This window comes from Vibrio sp. 9-16B-A1, assembly GCF_056726165.1.
This window is the reverse complement of record NZ_JBSDZD010000001.1, coordinates 123,935-143,362: the sequence shown is the minus strand read 5'-3', so window position 1 is coordinate 143,362 and position 19,428 is coordinate 123,935. Positions and strand designations below refer to the sequence as shown.

The window sequence follows — 19,428 nt, the reverse complement described above, 5'->3', positions numbered from 1 at the left end:
AGGGTTAAACAGGGATGAAATCATGCAGTTACAACGTATTAAACTCAACTGTGATATGGGGGAGAGTTTTGGCGCCTGGAACATGGGTATGGATGAGTCCGTCATGCCATGGGTCGATATGGCTAATATCGCCTGCGGTTTTCACGCATCAGACCCGGATGTGATGGCAAAAACACTGAAACTTGCCCGCCAGTACGATGTAACGGTTGGTGCCCACCCGGGGTATCCTGACCTTCAGGGTTTTGGCCGTCGCCAGATGAAGCTCTCAGCTCAGGAGATCATTCACAGCCTGTGTTATCAGGTTGGCGCGCTGCAGGCACTGGCTCAGCTTTGTGATGTGAACGTCGAGTACATTAAGCCCCATGGTGCGCTGTATAACGACATGATGCGTGATGAGTCCGTGTTTGAAGCCGTGCTAGCCGCGGCAGAAAATTTTGCCCTGCCCGTCATGATTTTGGCAGGAGACAATCAGCGTTATCTTGACCTTGCTGATCAGTTTAACGTTCCTCTGTTATTTGAAGCCTTTGCTGACCGGGCCTATCAGGATAATGGTCAGCTGGTACCGCGCAGTCACCCTAAAGCGGTACACCATTTGCAAGACGATATTTATCATCAGGTGATGCAGTTGGCCCGTTATGGCAGCGTCACCAGTATTAACGGCAACGTCATTCCCATTGAGGCCGACACGATTTGCGTACACGGGGATAATCCGGACGCAATTGCGATGATAGAGCGCATTTCGCGTGGCCTGAATCCGTCAGGAGGCGAGCATTGAAAAAGTTTGAGATTTGTCCGGTCGCTGAGTGCAGTATTCTGATCAAACTCGGTGACCACATTGCACCGGAGCGGGCACCCTGCATCGCCTATATCGCGAATCAAATTCGCGACAGGCATGCAGATGTGATCATGAATGTGACCCCTTCCTTCACCACCATTCTTGTCGACTACCTCCCCTTTTTAATTTCTGAGCAACAGATGGTTGAGTCGGTTCACTCCATCACAGGTAACGCGATTGAAAGCTGCGCCGCTTTCCCCGGCAGGGATATTGAGCTTCCGGTGTTTTACCATCCATCCGTAGCACCGGATCTGACCCGTCTTACAGAGAAGAACGATCTGTCAGTCGATGAGATTATTTCTCTTCATACTTCTCAGCCCTTTACGGTCTGTGCGATTGGCTTTGCCCCCGGGTTTGCATTTATGGCAGAACTGCCTGAATCGCTTCAACTGCCCCGGTTGTTTGCGCCGCGTGCATCCGTCCCGGCCGGAAGTGTCGGTATTGCAGGCCCTCAGACGGCGGTCTATCCGCTGGAAAGCCCCGGAGGCTGGAACATCATTGGTAACTGCCCCGTTCCGCTTTACCGGCCCGAGAGTGATGTGATCAGCCCGTTTGAGGTTGGTGACCGCGTCACGTTTGTGGCGATAGACGAAGAGGAATATCTGAGCCTTGGAGGTAAAGTATGGGAGCAATAGAAGTCATTAAACCTGGTCAGCTCAGCCTGATCCACGACTTTGGCCGCTTTGGACTCAGTCAGCTTGGTATCACTCAGGGCGGCCCCGTCGATGATTATGCATTCAGCTGGGCTAATTACCTTCTAAAAAACCCAACCAATGCCAGCGTGATTGAAGTGACGCTTGGTCAGGCAGCATTCTATATTCGGGATAACTGTAACCTGGCTATTTGTGGCGGTGATTTACGGGCCAAGCTCGACGGCGATCCTATACCTAACTGGTCGCGTTTCCACGCCCGTCGCGGTCAGTTGCTCAGCTTCGGGTTACCCCGTAACGGATTGCGAAGTTATATTGCCATTGAGGGTGGTTTTGATGTCCCTGAGCACTATGGAAGCTGTTCAACGGTAGAACGTGATTTGCTTGGCGGACTGCACTGTGACGGGTCTCCGCTTCAGAGAGAAGACTATATCCCTTTTACTCACCGTCAGAGCACCGGGATGCGCAAAAGCAAAGTTACATTCCGCTTTACCCCGGACTACAACCTGCCCCTGCGCCTGAGGGTGATTGAGTCCTATCAGTGTGACCAGTTCAGTGATGAGTTTAAGTCCACTTTCTTTGAGAGTGAGTTTACCGTCAATCAGGCAGCAAACCGGATGGGTTACAGACTGGACGGCCCTGGACTCACTCCGCCTCAGGAATCACTGATCTCCGAAGGCATCGCGCTGGGGTCTATTCAGGTTCCACCTGATGGTAATCCCATTATTCTGCTAAACGACCGGCAAACCATAGGAGGCTATCCAAAGCTTGGTTGCGTAGCACGAATTGACCTGCCGCGTCTGGCTCAGGCAAAACCAGGCCAGAAAGTATTTTTTGTCCGCGGAGACCGTGAAGGACTACAGAAAGTCTGGTGTAAGTGGGCACGTTTTTTTGGTTACTGATAACTGGTTATAAAAACAGGGGCGGCACCATTGAAGGTTGCCGCCCTTTTTTATACTTACGGGGCTTTTTCTATTGAACAGTTACTGCGCATAACCCAGCGGATTAAGCACTACACTGTCTCCCTCGGCCACGCCTTTGCGAACCACATTACCTTCAGCCAGCTGTACCAGTTTTGGCCTCAGCATGCCGTCTTCCACCACTTTGACGTAATCAAGCTGGCCGACACGATACACTGCCTCCTGCGGCAGCCTGACGACTTCTTTCTGGTGGCTGAGTACTTTGACTTTGCCATACACACCCGGATACACCTGATAGAGTTCACTCAGTGCCAGCTTAACCAAAAAGCTGCGCGAGGTGTTATCGGCTGCCGGAGAGATCTCCACCACCTCACCGGTTCCCTGCTCTTCAAAAGTCGGCAGGGAAAACGCCAGCTGACTGCCAATCGCCAGTTTGCTGATAAGGCTCTCCGAAACATTGACTTCCAGCTGAAGGGTGTCCGGGTTAAACATGCTGACCAATAATGCACCCGGTGCAGCAGTATCGCCCTGGTTTATCGGACGCTGGGTGATCACACCATCAAATGGTGCGGTGATGATACTGAAACCAAAGGTGGTTTCCGCTTCACGTACCGCGGCCTGAGCCTGTTTAAAACCTGCATTGGCTGTTTTCAGCTGGCTTTCTACCCGGTCATACTCAGATTGTGGCAATAGTTTTTTTCGTACCAGTTCCCTTACCCGGTTGTACTCCTTACGTGCCGCATTCAACTGAGCCTGAGCGGATGACAGCGCCTGCTCAGTTTGCATTACGCGAGCATCCAGATCGTCGCTCTCAAGGCGCATCAATACGTCACCTTTAGTTACGGTGTCTCCGACATCGGCCAGTACTTCCGCCACTTTGGCAGTTAACCGGGCAGAAAGCACCGCTTTCTGATCCGCGCCGACTGTGCCTGTAAATTCGCGGTATACGTCAACAGTTTCAGCCTGCAGCGTTTGTTGCTGAAGCTTTGACAGTTCCTGCTGGCTGAGTACAGGTTCAGACGGCAGTTTTTCTGTAAAGAATCCCGCCATATACAAAAACAACACACCCAGAACAGAGAACAGTACCAGGCCTGTCAGGATTTTAGATGATTTCATGCGTCTTCCTCCTCATGGACAGGCAAGCCGTGCCCTTCAACATTTTCATACGCCAGGTTGTATACCACCGGGATCACCGCCAGAGTGAACACCGTTGACGCGGTAATACCGAAGATAATCGACCAGGCCAGGCCATTAAAAATCGGATCCAGGGTGATAACAATATTACCCAGCAAAGTGGTTCCCGCCGTTAGCAGGATTGGCCGCATACGTACCGCGCCTGCTTCAACCAGTGCCATGTGCAGGCTGTGCCCTTCCGCCAGCGCCTGATGGATAAATTCGATAAGCACCAGCGAGTTACGCACCACAATCCCCGCCAGGGCGATCATGCCTATCATGGCCGTTGCGGTAAACAGGGCCGGGTTCGGGTAGCCATTGATATCGCTGCTGAGCATATTCAGCAGCCAGAAGCCAGGCATAATACCGATCACCGTCAGCGGAATGGCCAGCATTATGATCCCGGATACCGCAGGCAGACCCGTCTGCACCAGCATCACTACGAACACGCCCAGCAGCGCAGCGCCATAGGCGATACCCAAATCACGGAACACATCCACAGTTATCTTCCATTCACCTTCACCAGACCAGACTACTTCGATATCAGAGCCCACTGACCAGCCATCGCCAGCACCATTACTCAGATAACTGCGGTCTGACAGATCACGGCGTTGGTCTGACACCGGCTCATCGCGGTCAGACAATACATCTGCAATGATCTCACCCGGCACGCGCCCTGCCGCTTCTGCGTACACATACACGACCGGCTTCAGGTTCTTGTGATAGATCGGCTGCTCCTGGTCTCGCAGTACAAAGCTGCCCAGCTCAGAAAGCTGTACCAGCGGCTGCGGCGTTGTTTCCAGCCCGCTACCGGTTTCCTGTTTAGCAATGCCAGCCTGACCTCTCACATACAGTGAAAGCAGATTATCCAGTACATCACGCTGTTCTGTCGGAAGCTGAACTTTAATTGGCAGTGGTTCCAGTTCACGTTCTGCTTTCAGGTTGGCCAGAACAAAACCGTTATTGGCCGCGGCCAGAGTACGGTTGATATCGGCCACGGAAATCCCGGACAGCGCTGCTTTCTCCCGATCCACGACAAACTGCCATACCTGACTGTCGCCCTGAATAGAGCTGTCCACTTCAGATACAAACTCTTCACGTTTAAGACGGTTGATGACATTGCCCGCCTGCTGCTGCAGTCGCTCATAGCTGGTTGTTTCTTTGCCATACACCTCTGCAGTAATAGTCGCGATCACTGGCGGGCCAGGAGGTACTTCAACTAACTGAATGTCAGCGCCCAGTCTGGCGGCAATGGCTTCCAGATCACTTCGTAAACGGGTCACGATTTCATGGGACTGCATATTACGTCGGTCTTTCTCAGCCAGTACGATGCGCAGCTCACCCTGATAGGCCTGATTACGCATAAAGTAATGACGCACCATACCGTTGAAGTCCATCGGGGATGCGAGTCCGGCAAACGCAGAGACTGACTCTACTTCCGGTACCGTCACCAGGAAGTCAGAGAACTCCCGAAGTGCGTTCGATGTATCGGCAAAGTTGGTGCTTTCCGGCATGTTCAGTACCAGCTGGAACTCATTCTTATTGTCATAAGGCAGCAGTTTCAGCGGTACCAGTCGCAGGGCCGGCAGCAGCGCGGCGCCAACAAACATCGCGGCGATTAAGGCCAGGAATGCCCAACTGCGGCGACGGGTGACCAGTAAGGGGCTGAGCATCCTGTCGTACACCTTATAAAGCACGGTGTTTTCGACTTTGTACTCGCCTTTGTCCTGAGCGGCTCTCAGAATCTTTTTCGCAAGCCACGGTGTGATCATAAAGGCCACCACGGTACTGAACACCACACTGATCGGCACGTTAAACGCCAGTGGTGCCATGTATGGGCCCATCATGCCGGTGATAAAGAACATTGGTGTAAACACAATCACGATCGCAACTGTCGACATCAGCAGAGCGCTGCGGATTTCTGCCATCGCGAGCACAATGGCTTTGGTACGGCTGAGATCTTTACGTTTCAGATAGCGTTCAATGTTATCGATACTGGCGATCGGGTCATCCACGATAAGGCCCAGCGCCAGGATCAGTGCGAACAGGGTTACCCGGTTGATGGAATACCCAAACGCCAGGTCCATCCCAAGGGCAGCACCGTAGCTGATAGGAATCGCGATACCCACTACCAGGGCGCTGCGCCAGTTCAGAAACAGGCCAACGAACACCACCACAGTCAGAATTGAGATACCCAGGCTTGAAACCAGGTTTGATACTTTGTCATCGGCCGTCTGACCGTAGTTACGGATGATCTCAGTCTCCACCCCACCGGGAAGCTGCTCAGCTTTCAGCGCATCCAGCTCTGCCAGTACGTCTTTGGCAACCGTAACAGCGTTGGAGCCTTTTTGCTTGGCAACCGAGATAAACACCGAGGGCCAGGCTTCATTGCTGTTGCCACTCGCCGGGCCGTAACGGAACCAGGTATCATCTGTTGCTTCTGCCGGGCCATCGACTACTTTGGCCACGTCACGAAGATAAACAGGCTTTCCATTTACCACGTTAACGACCAGAGAGCCGAGTTCTTCGGCATTAGTAAAGAACTGGCCGGATTCAACAGCAAACTGCCTGCCGTTAAACTGGGTTGAACCTGCTCCCACCTTTTGGTGACTAAGCGCAAATGCGTTTTGCAGGTCATCGATGGTGGTTTTTCGGCTCGCCATCGCGCTGGTATCGAGATCCACTTCAATAACACGCGGCTGACCACCAATCACTTCAACGATGTTGGTACTATCCAGCGCTTTAAGACGCTGCGTTGCCTGCGCGGCGATTCGGCGCAGCTCATAAGTACCGATTTCGTCAGGATTAGTCGAATAGAGCGATGCCACCACCACAGGTACATCATCGATTTCAACCGGCTTGATCGCCCAGTTAGTCACCGATGGTGGCACCTTGTCCTGATTGGAGTAGAGCTTGTTATACAGCTTAACCAACGCACCTTCGCGGCTTTCACCCACGTAGTAGCGGACGATCACCTGAGCGGCATTTTCGGTCGACATAGAGTAAACATACTCAACGCCGTCGATTTGACTAAGCAGCTTTTCCAGCGGCTCGGTTACCTGCTTTTCCACCTGACGGGCACTCAGGCCCGGCGCCTGGATCAGCACGTCTGCCATTGGCACGACGATCTGAGGATCCTCTTCTTTGGGCGTTAGCCACAGTGATACTGCGCCAACGGCCAAAGCCAGGATGATCAGGATCGGCGGGAAAAAGCTGTTCATCACACGCTGAACAAATCCCTGATTTCGATTGTGCTTCATCGCTCCTCCGACTGAATCTGACTTCGTTTAAAATATAGGCAACAACTTGCTCTTATGCGGCAGAAAGCTTTTGTTTTTCAACCCGCTCTTTGACGGTTACCACAGTAAATCCGATCATCATGCTGAGGAAGAACACCACCACAGCGTGATTACCCAGAGCAAGGGATGCCACCGCTGGTCCCGGGCAGATCCCAGCCAGTCCCCATCCGGCACCAAACAGCGCTGCACCGCCAACGAGTTTGCCGTCAATTTCCTTTTTGCTCGACACACAAAACTCACTGCTTACCAGCGGTTTGGATTTAGGCTTAATTACCAGGAAATACACCGGCATAAAGACTGCAAGCGCCCCTCCCATTACAAACATCAGTTCCGGCCGCCACTCACCGGCCACATCTAAAAAACCAATGACATTTTTTGGGTCTGCCATACCCGACAGTGTCATTCCCAGGCCAAACAATATTCCTGCTAACAAAGCAACTACACGTAGCATGCGAAAACCTTTTTTAAATAAGATGAAGACGAACAAAAACAACGAGGGCGGCAACCGCCATAAATACGCAGGTAGCGACAATTGAACGCACCGACAGGCGGCCAATACCGCAAATACCGTGTCCACTGGTACAGCCATTACCCATTTTTGTACCCAGCCCCACCATCAACCCCGCCACTGCTATCAGCCACATTGGGGTATCGAAACTGGTTGGTACTTCCGCTCCAAGAATAGTTACGCCACCAACACCACCGGCGACCATGCCGGTCACAAACAACAGGCGCCATGAGAAATCGCGCTTTTCGCCTTTTAATAAGCCACTGAGAATACCGCTGATCCCGGCAATTTTTCCGTTAACCAGTAACAGGATTGATGCAGAAATTCCGAGCAGCGCACCGCCTGCCAGCGAGTGCCATGGAATGACATCGAGCATTGTTTACCTCATTAAAGTTTTTGAATGAATTCGCTTAGTGGCAGAAAACGGTATGCAGACTATTGATCAACTGTTCGATTCGGGGGTCCGCCAGAGAGTAAAACACCTGCTGTGACTCTTTGCGTGCTTTCACCAGATTGTGCTTACGCAGCACCGTTAAATGCTGGGAAAAAGCAGACTGACTCAGCGGCGACTGGCTCTGTAGTTGCCCCGCTCCTACCTCACCGTCCATTAACTGGCATAGCACCATCAAACGGTCAGGGTGAGATAAAATCTTAAGTATTTCAGAGACTTCAGTTGCATTGGCTTTCATGCTTTCAACGTCCATAACCTATCCCTCTTGCTCACTTCTAATTTAGTTTTAGCTAAATTAGCATCATGAGTCAATGGTTATTTAGTAAATGCTAAATTCATTCAATTAACATTAGACAGGGCTAATATAGATATGTATAGTCCATTTCAGAACCTAATCACGGAGGGTGTAATCATGACGATTGAAAATGGTGTTCGCGTTCTGGCCGGGTCAATGACCCTGTTATCTGTAGTACTGACAGTGTGGGTCCATCCCCTTTTCGTCTGGCTGACAGTGTTTGTTGGGCTCAATCTGCTCCAGAGTGCATTTACAGGTATTTGTCCTGCCAACTATTTTCTGAAAAAGTTAGGATGTACACCGAGTTCCTGTAAATAAGCGGAGTTTTTCGTCAATGACCAAAATTGTAATTGTTGGTGGTGTAGCCGGTGGCGCATCTGCTGCTGCCCGGGCACGTCGTTTGAGTGAAGATGCTGAAATCATCATGTTCGAGCGCGGCCCGTTCGTCTCTTTCGCTAACTGCGGCCTTCCTTACCACATTGGTGGTGAAATCACCGAGCGCAGTAACCTGCTTCTTCAGACGCCGGAGAGCTTTCTGGCCCGTTTTAATGTTGACGTTCGCGTTATGTCAGAAGTGATCACTATTAACCGTGGTGAAAAATCAGTGACTGTGCGCAATGTACTTGACGGCACTGACTATACAGAAAGCTATGACTTTCTGCTGTTAAGCCCCGGTGCGGGCCCGGTTGTACCGCCAATTCCTGGTATCGACAACCCGTTGACGCATTCGCTGCGCAACATTCCTGATATGGATAAGATCCTTAAAACGATCCAGATGAACAAGCCCGCTCATGCCACTGTGGTTGGCGGTGGCTTTATCGGCCTGGAAATGATGGAAGCCTTCCACCACCTGGGTATCAAAACCACCCTGCTGGAACTGGCCGATCAGGTAATGACGCCGGTAGATAAAGAAATGGCCGGTTTTGCGCACCAGGAGATCCGCGAAAAAGGCATCGACCTGAGACTGGGCACTGCGCTTCAGTCTGTGGAGCACGTACCTTCAGCGATGGTTGCTAACACTGAAGCCGGTGAGTCGAATGAGAACCAGCACCTGTGCGGTCATCTGGAACTTGGCCTGAGCAACGGTGATAAACTGAATACCGACATTCTGATCATGGCGATCGGCGTACGTCCTGAAACCAAACTGGCCGCAGAAGCCGGCCTGCAGATCGGCGCACTGGGCGGTATCTACACTAATGACTCGATGCAAACCAGCGATCCAAACATCTACGCTGTAGGCGATGCCATCGAAGAAAAAGATTTTGTGACCGGCGAGCAGACTCTGGTTCCCCTGGCGGGTCCGGCGAACCGTCAGGGGCGTATGGCGGCAGACAACATGCTGGGCGGCAATGAAACCTATCAGGGCACCCAGGGAACCGCTATCTGTAAAATCTTTGATATGGCCGTAGCTTCAACCGGCAAGAACGAAAAGCAGCTGAAACAGGCAGGTATCGCCTACGAGAAAGTGTATGTTCATACCGCCAGCCATGCGAGCTACTACCCTGGCGCGGAGATCGTTTCTTTCAAAATGCTGTTTGATCCGAAGGACGGCAAAATCTTTGGTGCTCAGGCAGTGGGTAAAGATGGCATCGATAAACGTATCGACATCATGGCCGTTGCCCAGCGTGCAGGTATGACCGTTGAGCAGCTTCAGCACCTTGAACTGACCTACGCGCCTCCGTTTGGCAGCGCAAAAGACGTGATCAATCAGGCAGCCTTTGTCGCGACTAACCTGATGAAAGGTGTATCCAAAGGCATTCACTACCACGAGCTGGACAGCCTGACCGATGATCAGTACCTGATTGACGTGCGCACCCCGGCTGAAGTGGCTAACGGCTGTCTTGAGCGCGCGGTCAATATTCCGGTAGATACCCTGCGTCACCGCATGGATGAGCTGCCGAAAGATAAAGAGATCGTGATCTGCTGTCAGGTTGGCCTGCGTGGCCACGTGGCATACCGTCAGCTGGTAAACAATGGTTTCCGTGCGCGCAATCTTATTGGTGGTTACCGTACTTACTGCGCAGCTCAGCAGTAAAGGGCAATAAAAAAATGGCTCCCGGTTACCGGGAGCCATTGATGATTAAATCTGGCTTGAGGCAGAAGCCCCAGCGTCGGTTATTGCGGATTCAACCCCAGGGTCTGCAGCACCAACTTAAAGTTAGCCTGGCGCTCTTTAATGGCGTGAACTTCACCACTGACCGGACAGGTATGGTCAGGACAGCCACGGTTTACGATACCAGATACCGCATCGATAAACTCAGTGCCCTGCAACCCGCCATCAACGTAGCGTTTCAGCTCAGTGTGATAGTTCCAGTGTGCGTATGGCCCTCCTTCATCATTGTACGCCTGCACCGAAGTTACCCAGTAGAACAGACCTGCAATCCATTTAATTTCCCGGTTCTCTTCAGAGCTGCAGATAAGGCCCGGGTTAGAACAGAAGTCCAGGTTAGCATACAGCGGATTGGCCGGTGGCGCTTCCACTACAACACCGTTCACTGTCGTGCCAATAGTGTCAGGGTTTACGTGCGAACGACCCATAAAGTGGTTCAGGGTACCAAAGTTCTGACGGCCTGTTGTCTGGATTACACCACGTCCCCACCAGCCACAGCCTTCGACTGTGCCGTTAGTATCGGTGCCATCCCAGATAAACTTACCGGCTTTCTGTCCGCTGTAGACCTTACAGTCTGAGCGTTCCCAAACCTGTTTCGACTCGTCAACACTGGCTGGTACTTCCATACAGTGACCATCGTTGGTCCAGCGACCGACATTGCCGTTAACCAACAAACCTTTCTCAGCGAGTACTGCATCCGGTGCGGCAAACACTGGCGCTGGCGCACCATACCATTTGGCATTAGTCAGAGCGCTAACTTCCATCTTAGGGTCGCGCGGACACGAGTATGGGTGGTCGATACCCGTGTTCGGGTCCATACCGTAATCAGCGTATTTTTGACCCAGCTGACCACAACTTGCTGTCATTGGGTAGTTAACCGGCGCACCATATCTTACTTCAGACCAGTTGTTCTCATCACAAGCGTTGTAGCGAATGGTCTCCTGCATACTTTGTGACAGGAAGGCCGCAATCGCGACTTTAGCGTAGATGGCGTTGGTTGCGTCATCAGCGGTGTCATCAAGCAGCCAGAAGGTATTGCCTGCCACGCCGACATTGTGCATTGAGTTCAGACCTGCCAGGAAGTCTGCCCATTTGTAGACTGTGGAAGGTGTCCAGCTTCCCTGAGCCATCTCATAAAGGAAGGCTTCGTTGTTCATCGCATTTTCTGCACTTGCCAGCTCACTGTTAAGTGCGGCGATACGCGTTAGCGGCCCGTTGATCACATCCTCACCGACGTAGTAAAGCGGTACAGTAGCGTTATTGTAGCTGCTGATTTTCGCATCAAGGTCGGTGGTGGCGGTATCAAACGTAATCGCAAAGACATTACTGTGCGCAGCTTTGCGAATATGACGGTCACCGGTAGTGTTACCCAGGAAGTAGTTCGCAGCCTGAGCAGTCGGAATCGCAGCCAGCAGTGCAGGAGTTTTCACCGAGTCAGAAACCTGTTTGACGTACTCCAGCGCGTAGTGCCATTGCTCATCGCTCAGCGCTGGCGTACCCACCGACTTGGTAAAGGCGATAAAGTCTGCTTTGGTGGCTGACGCCGCCTGGTATAGCTCAAAACTGGTGAGCAGATCCGCAGACAAGCCAGATGCCGCGTTCCATACTGCTCGTTTACCTGAGTGTGTATTATAAGCGAAATCACCAATCGCAAGCGTCCAGCCAAAGGTAGCCTGAGGTGCGACGTTCGAGATCACCAGGTTATGCGCGTTTGCCCAGCCTTTTACATCATCGGTCAGGGCGTTGATCGCGTTAACATCAATCTTGCTGTGAGTACCTGTCGCATCAACGGCCGCGGTCAGCGCCTGTTTGACGGCGACCGTACCTAAAGCAGCCCCTTTATCCGCAGTGGCAACGTCAAGTACATCACTGCTCAATATGATTGAGGTCGAGCCGGCAAGCTCAGCGGTTTGAATCAGAGTGGTGAAGGCGTCAGTCAGTTTGGTTAAATCGGCCAGATCCTGGCTGTTAAGAGTGTTTACTGACAGAGTTGACGGGCCATTAAGTGTATTTGGGCTGCTGACGACAAAGCTATTCGGCCAACCAGCGACTTCAAGTCTGACCGGGTCCATAGGATTCGGAAGAGCGAGTGTGCTGCCGCCGTTAGAGCCACCATTACAATCCAGATGATGTGCCCAGCTGCTGTCGCTGCCCGGAATCGAAGAGGTCCACCAGTTCGCCTGATAGGCAACATTCTCATTGACCATGATGTCACCACCTGTCGCATGGTCACCCTGCGTCCAGTTCGGGTAAACATTAAAATCAGCGCAGGCTCCGCCCACAGGTCCAGGGTCAGGTGTTGGATCCGGCGTTGGGTCAGGAGTCGGATCTGGCGTAGGATCAGGGGTCGGTTCAGGCTCTGGCGTAGTTCCGCTGACCAGTTTCCACGGAGAGTCCCATTCATTGGCATAGTTATCCGTTGGGCTCTGACCGGCGTTAACCCACCACTTGGCTTCGTAGGTGTTGCCATCTAAGGTGACCTGAGTGCCCGCCGCATACGACTGGGATGCGTCGTAAGGTTCTGCCGCGTACAAGGTACCGCTCAGCGCTAAACACGCCAATGATGCTGCTATCTTGCTTATCCTAAACATAATTATTCCCTGAGGTTCATTGTTATTGCTTCACGTCTTGTGGGCTTATTGCTGCCCTTGGGTAGATAAATTCCACCTAAAAATAAGTTAGCAACTCCTGCGGAATTTACGCACAGAATTGGCAATTATTGTGTGGTTATGCGGTAAACTTCACGGGATTCAGGCTATTTATACGCAAGTTGATTAGTAACAAAAAATAACCAGTAATTTATAAAGTTATCAGTTTGATTTTTAAGGCAAGTTACCAGGGATACGGAACTCACCTCTTATTTCCCGGATTGCCCGAAAGGCTCATTTGGTCCATAATAACGAGACCAAATGAACCAACAAATGAAATGCGGAGTCGTAAAATGCAATCAGGAAGAACATTCAAACCCCGTCATTCGTACAGGCACAGTTTCTGGTTTCAGATGGGACTGGAAAACGCCAATACAGCTCAGGCTGTCAGGGATGGATTTAAACCTGCGGTGTACCGGAACATTGTGGAAAAAGCCGGCTTATCACAAAGTGAGTTTCATACCATCACCCATATTCCACTCAGCACCATCAAACGCCGCCTTGCAAAAGATGAGCGTTTTAACATGCAGGAGAGTGATGTCATGTACCGGCTTGCGATGCTTATCAAACTGGCCGGTGAGCTGTTTGGTGATGAAGAACGCGCCCTGGAGTGGATGCATCAGGAAGTTTATGGTCTCGGCGGTAAACGCCCGCTGGATATGGTATCCACCACCGCTGACTTTGAGACGGTAAAAGATCTGATTGGCCGCATTCAGCACGGTGTTTTCTCCTGATGAAGTTATACCGTCTTACTCAAAAACGTTATCAGGATGAGCCGTTTAATCCGATTGGTGCCAAGCTGTTTGGCGGGCGCTGGAACTCCAAAGGCGTCGAAGCGCTCTACTTTGCTCAGTCGGAATCCCTGTGTGCCCTTGAGGTTTTTGTCCATGTGAACAAAGATCCGGCGATTGCGGACCAGTATGACCTCTACCGGATTGAACTGCCCGAAGAACTGGTGATCGCCCTGGACGAGGATGAACTGCCACCGGGATGGCGCGACGTGCCCCCTTCTGAACTCACCCAGGAGATTGGCGATCAGTTCCTGAAAGAACTGGCAGACGAGTACGCTGCGCTGCAGGTGCCCTCCGCTATTTCTCCGCGGGACAGCAACTTTGTACTCAACCCGGCCAACCCAAAGCTGGAACGGGTACTGGACCGGGCAGAAAAACTCGATTTCCGCTTCGATATGCGGATCTTTTCCTGATCTCGAAACTCAGGTACTAAAAAAGGGGCCGAAGCCCCTTTTGTGTATATCAGCGTGCCTGTTTTTTCAGCTCAAAATCGAACTCATCCGGGTACAGCACTACCCCTTCTTCGTTCTCATTAGGGAAAACAACCACTGCCAGTTCGTCGTCTTCCAGGCCGTAAGTCCAGCGGCTGTGCCACTTGTTCAGGGAAATGGCTTCTGGTTTACACTCTTCCCACTCACCGTTGGCCCATGCCTCGGCAAATTCACGGTTTGGCCATACCGGTACACAGTCTTCTTCTTCTGTATTCAGCATCACACAACCGTGCTCATCGGTCAGAATCCAGATTTCACGGTTCTCCACCACCTCTTTCACGCAGTACTTCAGACGCTGCTCTGCATCGTAAGCGTTAATGGTATCAATTTGTGCCTGTTCAAGTTGCTTAGCCATGGGGCATTTCTCTTTTTGGGTTATTCTGCGAAATTCTTGTTTATTCAGCGTTCCGAGTCAACCATTTCTAGAAAGTCATCCCAATACTCAGTGTCAGCTTCTGGCTGTTTTCCATGTCATATTGGTACTCGCCGTAGTTCAGCACCGAGCCGTCGAGAACGTCATAGTTAAGACGCAGAATGGTCTCATTCGCCAGCCCATTACCCAACAAATACTCCACGCCAACACCCCAGGTCGCGCCCCAGCCATTTCCGTTGGCACTACCCGATTCATTGAGGGTTTTCTTGCTCACGGTTACCTCATACTCGCGATAACTTGCATCGTTATTGGTATATACCGCGCCCGCTTTTGCCAGTAAACGCCAGTCATCATTGATGAAGTACTTATATACGGGAGTCAGACTGACCTGCCATTGTTCAACGGAGAACATTCGGTCGAGATAACTTGATCCACCTGTATGCTCTTTCTCATACTTGTTTACAGAAACCGAAGAATAAGCGCTCTCCAGTGCCCAGCTTTGGTTAAAACTGTAGCCAAGGGATATTTGAGCTGAAGTATCCTTCACCGCATCGGTATTGGACGACATACCAAACAAAGCATAAGGCGATGAAATTGCAGGAAATGAAAGAGAAAGGCTGACCAGGGTAGTGAGTATTGAAGGTTTCATGGTACCAGTGCGGAATTGAAAATTTTCGCAATGGCACCACGTAATACATTTAGTTCTGAACAGGTTTGTTCTTACAGTGCTCAATCGCCTGTTGCAACAGTTCCAGTGCTGATTGGTTACATTCTGGCAGCTCTGCGGTTGATTCATTTATCGGAGTGACCCTGTCACCCCAAATGATATGCCCGGCACCCCAGGTCAGGCCTGCGCCAAAGGCGGCTGTCAGGATGTTATCTCCTGGCTTCACAAAACCCTGCTCTACTGCTTCACACAGAGCGATCGGAACGGTCGCCGCTGAGGTGTTGCCGTAATTTTGAATATTTACAAACGCTTTGTCCTGACTGACACCGGCATAATCACACAGAGTCTGAATGATACGAATGTTCGCCTGGTGTGGGATCACCACGTCAATTTTATCGGTGCTCATGCCCGAGCGTTCCAGTACAGTGTGCGCTGCTGCGCCCATGCCTTTCACTGCGCGTTTAAAGATCTCTTTACCGATAAAGTTGAAACCCCAGTAACCGTTATCCGCGGCAAAACGGTCCATTGCTGTGCCGTATTCAGGAATAGCCAGAATGTCGCGGCCTTCAGCGTCACAACCCAGCTGTGCCTGTTGCAGACCGGTTTGTTTTTCGCTGCGGCTGACAACAACTGCACCGGCACCATCACCAAACAGCACAGCGGTATCGCGCTGAGTCCAGTCGATGTAAAAAGAAAGGCGTTCAGCACCGATCACCAAAGCATTGCGGTAATTACCAGCCTGAACAAGACGGGTGGCGGTTTCCAGGCCATAAACAAAACCGGTACAGGCTGCATTCAGGTCAAATGATGCTGCAGTCTGAATGCCCAGGTTACCCTGCACTTTAGAAGCAATATTCGGGATAAGGTTATCCGGAGAACAGGTCGCGACGATCAGACAGTCAATTTCCTGCGGATCAATACCCGCACAGTCAATCGCGCGCTGAGCGGCAACTGTAGCCAGGTCTGAAGTGTTTACATGACTGATGCGGCGGTTCTCAATTCCGGTACGGGTTCGGATCCACTCGTCAGAGGTTTCCAGAAAAGTACTCAGGTCCTGATTAGAGAGCGTTGCAGGTGGCAGGCATTTGCCCCACCCGGTAATTTCGGCGTACATACGTTCCTCACCTATATTGTTTTAGTTTTAATGCAGAGAATATAGAAAAAGCGTAATAAATGAAATTGAATGATGCCAAACTTAACTGCCATCCGCAAAAAAGGCCTGTATGTGTTACAGGCCAAAGGGAGAGCTCACAGGGGGAAGTGGCTCTTATCAGGCTGCGACCGCTTCAGGTTGTTCAAGGTCAAGCAGCCAGCAGACATTAATGCTGCCAATGCCTTCCATTGAATCCAGCTGGGTCATCAGCAGCGAACTGATCCCCTTCGCATGGGATTTCAGTTCAGATTTCACCTGCTCTGCCAGGGTAACAGCCGTATTACGCTTAAACTCTACCGGGGTAACCCCACGTAAAATTGAGAGCTTTTGCAGCAGCGAAGGGTCATCGGACAGCGCCCAGATACGGGCATCGCTCTGGCAACGCGACATCAGCAAAGGCGTTTCACCTTTGGTGGTTAAAATCGCCACGCCGAGATCTTTGTGCACACGGCCTGCAGAAATCATTGATGAAAGGGCAAAGCTTTTTCCGGCGTTATCACACAGGTGCTCCAGATCATCCCAGCACGTTTGGGCATCGCCCTGCTCTTTTTCAGCGCCGGATGCGATACGAACCATGGCCTGTACTGCTTCCAGCGGATAAGCCCCGGCGGCAGACTCAGCAGAGAGCATTACCGCATCAGTGCCGTCCATCACCGCGTTTGCAACATCCAGAACTTCTGCGCGGGTTGGGGTCGGGTTTTCAATCATGGACTCCAGCATCTGAGTGGCGGTGATCACCGGTTTACCGTGATAGCGGGCACGGGAAATAAGCTGTTTCTGGACTTTTGGCAGACGCGCATCGCCTATCTCGACCCCCAGATCACCACGGGCCACCATGATCACATCAGACGCTGTAATCATGTCATCCATGCTCTGCTCGCTGGCGACTACTTCAGCACGTTCTACTTTCGCAACCAGCTGAGCATCGCACCCTGCTTCGCGGATGAGGCTCCGCGCATAATCCATATCAGCGCCATTTCGCGGGAAAGACACCGCAACAAAGTCGGCTTTCAGCTCGGACGCAGTGACAATGTCACGCTTATCTTTAACTGTCAGTGCAGGGGCTGACAAGCCTCCGCCAAGCAGGTTGATCCCTTTACGGTTCGATAGTCTGCCCCGGTTCAGTACCCGTGTGATTACCCGGCGATTCTCTGCGTCAACATCCGTTACGCTGAGCTGAATACGTCCGTCATCGAGCAACAGTGTGTTTCCGGGAGTCAGATCGTCAATCAGCTCAGGATAATCCAGCCCGACTGCGTATTGATTTCCTTCGCCGGGCTGCAGGTTACCATCGAGTACAAACTCATCACCGCAGTTCAGCTCAACCGCACCCTGTTCAAACGTAGAAATACGGATTTTGGGCCCCTGCAGATCCACCAGAACGCCCACATGTCTTCCCTGCTCTGCGGCAATTTCACGTACCAGGCGCGCTCTTTCAATATGTTCTTCGGCCGTTCCGTGAGAAAAGTTCAGCCGCACGACGTTCACGCCCGCTTCGATCAACTGGCTCAGCATTTCCCGGCTCTGGCTGGCCGGGCCCAGGGTGGCAAGAATTTTGGTATTACACATCTCTTTTTCCTTACAACATCTTCAGAGAAAAAAGCAGGAGCGGTGCTCCTGCTTAATGCTGATAATTACTGAATATCAGTGACTTTCTTCGCGTTCCACACCGTCAGTGCAAGAAGCAGTGAAACCACACCGGCTGCCAGCCAGAAGTATTGGGCAGTAGCGAAGTCATACGATTTCACTCCGTCCACTTCAGTGATTTTGATAAGAGAAGCCGATACCAGTTCCTGACCCGATGCAGCAATGTAAGAGAACAGACCGATGAAGCCTTTTACTGCCCCTACTGCGTTCTTCGGCATCAGGTCACAGGCAGTCAGACCCGCCAGGAATACAACCAGACCACCAATAGCAAAACCAATCAGACCCAGTGCAACAGCATCCACCACGCGGTTATCAGGACCAAAGAACATCAGACACATACCAGCGATGTTGGCAATACCGTACAGCAGCGTCGGAATATGACGGTTAGCGTTAAACAGTTTGTCCGAAATAATGCCTGACAGAATTGCACCCGCCAGACCCGCGATTGGGTAAGTCGACATCGCGAATCCCGCATCCATCAGCGAGTAACCTTTCGCTCCCTGCAGGTACAGTACCGCCCATGATGACATTGCGTAACGTGATACATACATCGCTGCACACGCTGCTGCAATCAGCCATACCGTAGGTTGTTTAAGGATGAACAGCTGAGCGCGACGGGTCTCTTCCGGGCTGTTCTTTTTCCTGAACTCAGGTTCTTCATCAAACGCAGTTGCAGCATCAGGCAGACCGTAAGTTTGCGGGCGGTCTTTCAGGATGAAGAACATGGTCATCGCTGCTGCGATAGCCGCGATACCCGCGCCGATAAAGCCTGCACGCCAGCCGAAGTAGCTCACCAGCGATGCGGTCAGGATCCAGGTGATACCTTCACCGATGTTACGCGAGCCACCCCAGATTGAGTAACGGCTGCCGCGCTGTTTTGGCGAGAACCACTGGAACAGGGACACACACGAAGGCGCAGAACCCACAGACTGGAACCAGCCATTCAAACCCCAAAGCAGAATGAAGAAAAATGCGGTGGTGTTCAGACCCATACATACTGCGGTGATACCCGACAGCATCAGTGAGAACGACATAAACCGGCCAATGTTGGCATAATCAGAAAGGAAGCCGTTCGAGAATTTACCAATCGCGTAAGTAAAGAAGAACGCGGAACCCATGATCCCCAGTTCTTCAATCGATACGATGCCTGCATCCAGCATGGGCTTTTTCACCACACCCAGGCTCATACGTACTACATAAAAAACCGCGTAACCGAACACCAGTCCCAGGAATACCTGCCACTGGTAGCTCTTAAATCGCGACTGCATCGCCTCTTTGCTGGTATCGGCCAGAGGAAGATCCGGCCGGGTTTTAAAGAAATTAAGCATACCTGCTTCTCCGTTTTCAGATTATTTGCCGTTATGGCGTTTTGACGAAGCGAGTATCACCAACCGGTGGCAGTATGTTCAAAATCGCG

18 protein-coding genes are annotated in these 19,428 nt (G+C 51.6%); 7 read left to right on the top strand and 11 right to left on the bottom strand.

Annotated elements, in window-relative coordinates:
* Positions 1-22 precede the first annotated feature (22 nt).
* From ACVB80_RS00700 to ACVB80_RS00690, 3 genes are read left to right on the top strand one after another with little or no spacing between them, the layout of a single operon-like run.
* On the top strand, positions 23-775 hold the full coding sequence (locus tag ACVB80_RS00700) for a 5-oxoprolinase subunit PxpA (protein WP_481079333.1): 753 nt from the start codon (positions 23-25) through the stop codon (positions 773-775).
* The gene (gene pxpB, locus ACVB80_RS00695; protein ID WP_481079332.1) at positions 772-1,470 is read left to right on the top strand and encodes a 5-oxoprolinase subunit PxpB; all 699 of its coding nucleotides are present in this window, start codon (positions 772-774) and stop codon (positions 1,468-1,470) included. The genes ACVB80_RS00700 and pxpB overlap by 4 nt, the downstream gene beginning before the upstream one ends.
* Positions 1,458-2,387 carry a 5-oxoprolinase subunit C family protein gene (locus ACVB80_RS00690; RefSeq protein WP_481079331.1) on the top strand — a complete coding sequence of 310 codons (930 nt, stop codon included), beginning with the start codon at positions 1,458-1,460 and terminating at the stop codon, positions 2,385-2,387. Before pxpB ends, ACVB80_RS00690 begins: the two co-directional genes overlap by 13 nt.
* A gap of 81 nt (positions 2,388-2,468) precedes the next feature.
* Here ACVB80_RS00690 and ACVB80_RS00685 read toward each other — a convergent pair whose 3' ends face one another.
* The 5 genes from ACVB80_RS00685 to ACVB80_RS00665 are packed head-to-tail and all read right to left on the bottom strand — an operon-like array spanning position 2,469 to position 8,089.
* Positions 2,469-3,521 (bottom strand): efflux RND transporter periplasmic adaptor subunit, encoded by a 1,053-nt coding sequence (locus ACVB80_RS00685; protein ID WP_481079330.1) that lies wholly within the window; start codon positions 3,519-3,521, stop codon positions 2,469-2,471.
* The gene (locus ACVB80_RS00680) at positions 3,518-6,838 is read right to left on the bottom strand and encodes an efflux RND transporter permease subunit (protein ID WP_481079329.1); all 3,321 of its coding nucleotides are present in this window, start codon (positions 6,836-6,838) and stop codon (positions 3,518-3,520) included. Before ACVB80_RS00680 ends, ACVB80_RS00685 begins: the two co-directional genes overlap by 4 nt.
* A gap of 52 nt (positions 6,839-6,890) precedes the next feature.
* Positions 6,891-7,328: a DUF6691 family protein gene (locus tag ACVB80_RS00675; RefSeq protein WP_481079328.1), complete on the bottom strand. Its 438-nt coding sequence runs from the start codon at positions 7,326-7,328 to the stop codon at positions 6,891-6,893.
* 13 nt (positions 7,329-7,341) lie between these two features.
* Complete coding sequence (locus ACVB80_RS00670; RefSeq protein ID WP_481079327.1) at positions 7,342-7,761, bottom strand: YeeE/YedE family protein; 420 nt, start codon at positions 7,759-7,761, stop codon at positions 7,342-7,344.
* A gap of 34 nt (positions 7,762-7,795) precedes the next feature.
* Positions 7,796-8,089 (bottom strand): ArsR/SmtB family transcription factor, encoded by a 294-nt coding sequence (locus ACVB80_RS00665; RefSeq protein WP_481079326.1) that lies wholly within the window; start codon positions 8,087-8,089, stop codon positions 7,796-7,798.
* Positions 8,090-8,248: 159 nt separating this feature from the next.
* Between ACVB80_RS00665 and ACVB80_RS00660 the strand changes: the two genes are divergently transcribed.
* Positions 8,249-8,449 carry a YgaP family membrane protein gene (locus ACVB80_RS00660; protein ID WP_481079325.1) on the top strand — a complete coding sequence of 67 codons (201 nt, stop codon included), beginning with the start codon at positions 8,249-8,251 and terminating at the stop codon, positions 8,447-8,449.
* 16 nt (positions 8,450-8,465) lie between these two features.
* Positions 8,466-10,166, top strand: a complete 1,701-nt coding sequence (locus ACVB80_RS00655; protein ID WP_481079324.1) for an FAD-dependent oxidoreductase — start codon at positions 8,466-8,468, stop codon at positions 10,164-10,166.
* A gap of 80 nt (positions 10,167-10,246) precedes the next feature.
* Here the strand turns inward: ACVB80_RS00655 and ACVB80_RS00650 are convergent, their stop codons facing one another.
* Positions 10,247-12,832 carry a cellulose-binding domain-containing protein gene (locus tag ACVB80_RS00650; protein ID WP_481079323.1) on the bottom strand — a complete coding sequence of 862 codons (2,586 nt, stop codon included), beginning with the start codon at positions 12,830-12,832 and terminating at the stop codon, positions 10,247-10,249.
* A gap of 350 nt (positions 12,833-13,182) precedes the next feature.
* On the opposite strand from ACVB80_RS00650, the gene parS reads away from it, so the two are divergent.
* Together parS and ACVB80_RS00640 are read left to right on the top strand one after the other, a co-directional pair.
* The gene (parS, locus tag ACVB80_RS00645; RefSeq protein ID WP_481079322.1) at positions 13,183-13,623 is read left to right on the top strand and encodes a type II RES/Xre toxin-antitoxin system antitoxin; all 441 of its coding nucleotides are present in this window, start codon (positions 13,183-13,185) and stop codon (positions 13,621-13,623) included.
* On the top strand, positions 13,623-14,093 hold the full coding sequence (locus ACVB80_RS00640; protein WP_481079321.1) for an RES family NAD+ phosphorylase: 471 nt from the start codon (positions 13,623-13,625) through the stop codon (positions 14,091-14,093). The genes parS and ACVB80_RS00640 overlap by 1 nt, the downstream gene beginning before the upstream one ends.
* A 49-nt stretch (positions 14,094-14,142) precedes the next feature.
* Here the strand turns inward: ACVB80_RS00640 and ACVB80_RS00635 are convergent, their stop codons facing one another.
* The 5 genes from ACVB80_RS00635 to ACVB80_RS00615 form a co-directional block, all read right to left on the bottom strand.
* Positions 14,143-14,526 carry a DUF2750 domain-containing protein gene (locus ACVB80_RS00635; protein WP_481079320.1) on the bottom strand — a complete coding sequence of 128 codons (384 nt, stop codon included), beginning with the start codon at positions 14,524-14,526 and terminating at the stop codon, positions 14,143-14,145.
* A gap of 67 nt (positions 14,527-14,593) precedes the next feature.
* The gene (locus tag ACVB80_RS00630) at positions 14,594-15,193 is read right to left on the bottom strand and encodes an outer membrane beta-barrel protein (protein WP_481079319.1); all 600 of its coding nucleotides are present in this window, start codon (positions 15,191-15,193) and stop codon (positions 14,594-14,596) included.
* Between the two features lie 49 nt (positions 15,194-15,242).
* A complete protein-coding gene (locus tag ACVB80_RS00625) occupies positions 15,243-16,325 on the bottom strand; it encodes a beta-ketoacyl-ACP synthase 3 (protein WP_481079318.1) in 1,083 nt (360 codons plus the stop codon).
* A gap of 156 nt (positions 16,326-16,481) precedes the next feature.
* Entirely contained in the window at positions 16,482-17,933 is a 1,452-nt protein-coding gene (gene pyk, locus ACVB80_RS00620; RefSeq protein WP_481079317.1) for a pyruvate kinase, read from the bottom strand.
* A gap of 65 nt (positions 17,934-17,998) precedes the next feature.
* Positions 17,999-19,339, bottom strand: coding sequence for an MFS transporter (locus ACVB80_RS00615; protein WP_481079316.1), 1,341 nt, complete (start codon positions 19,337-19,339; stop codon positions 17,999-18,001).
* Positions 19,340-19,428 lie beyond the last annotated feature (89 nt).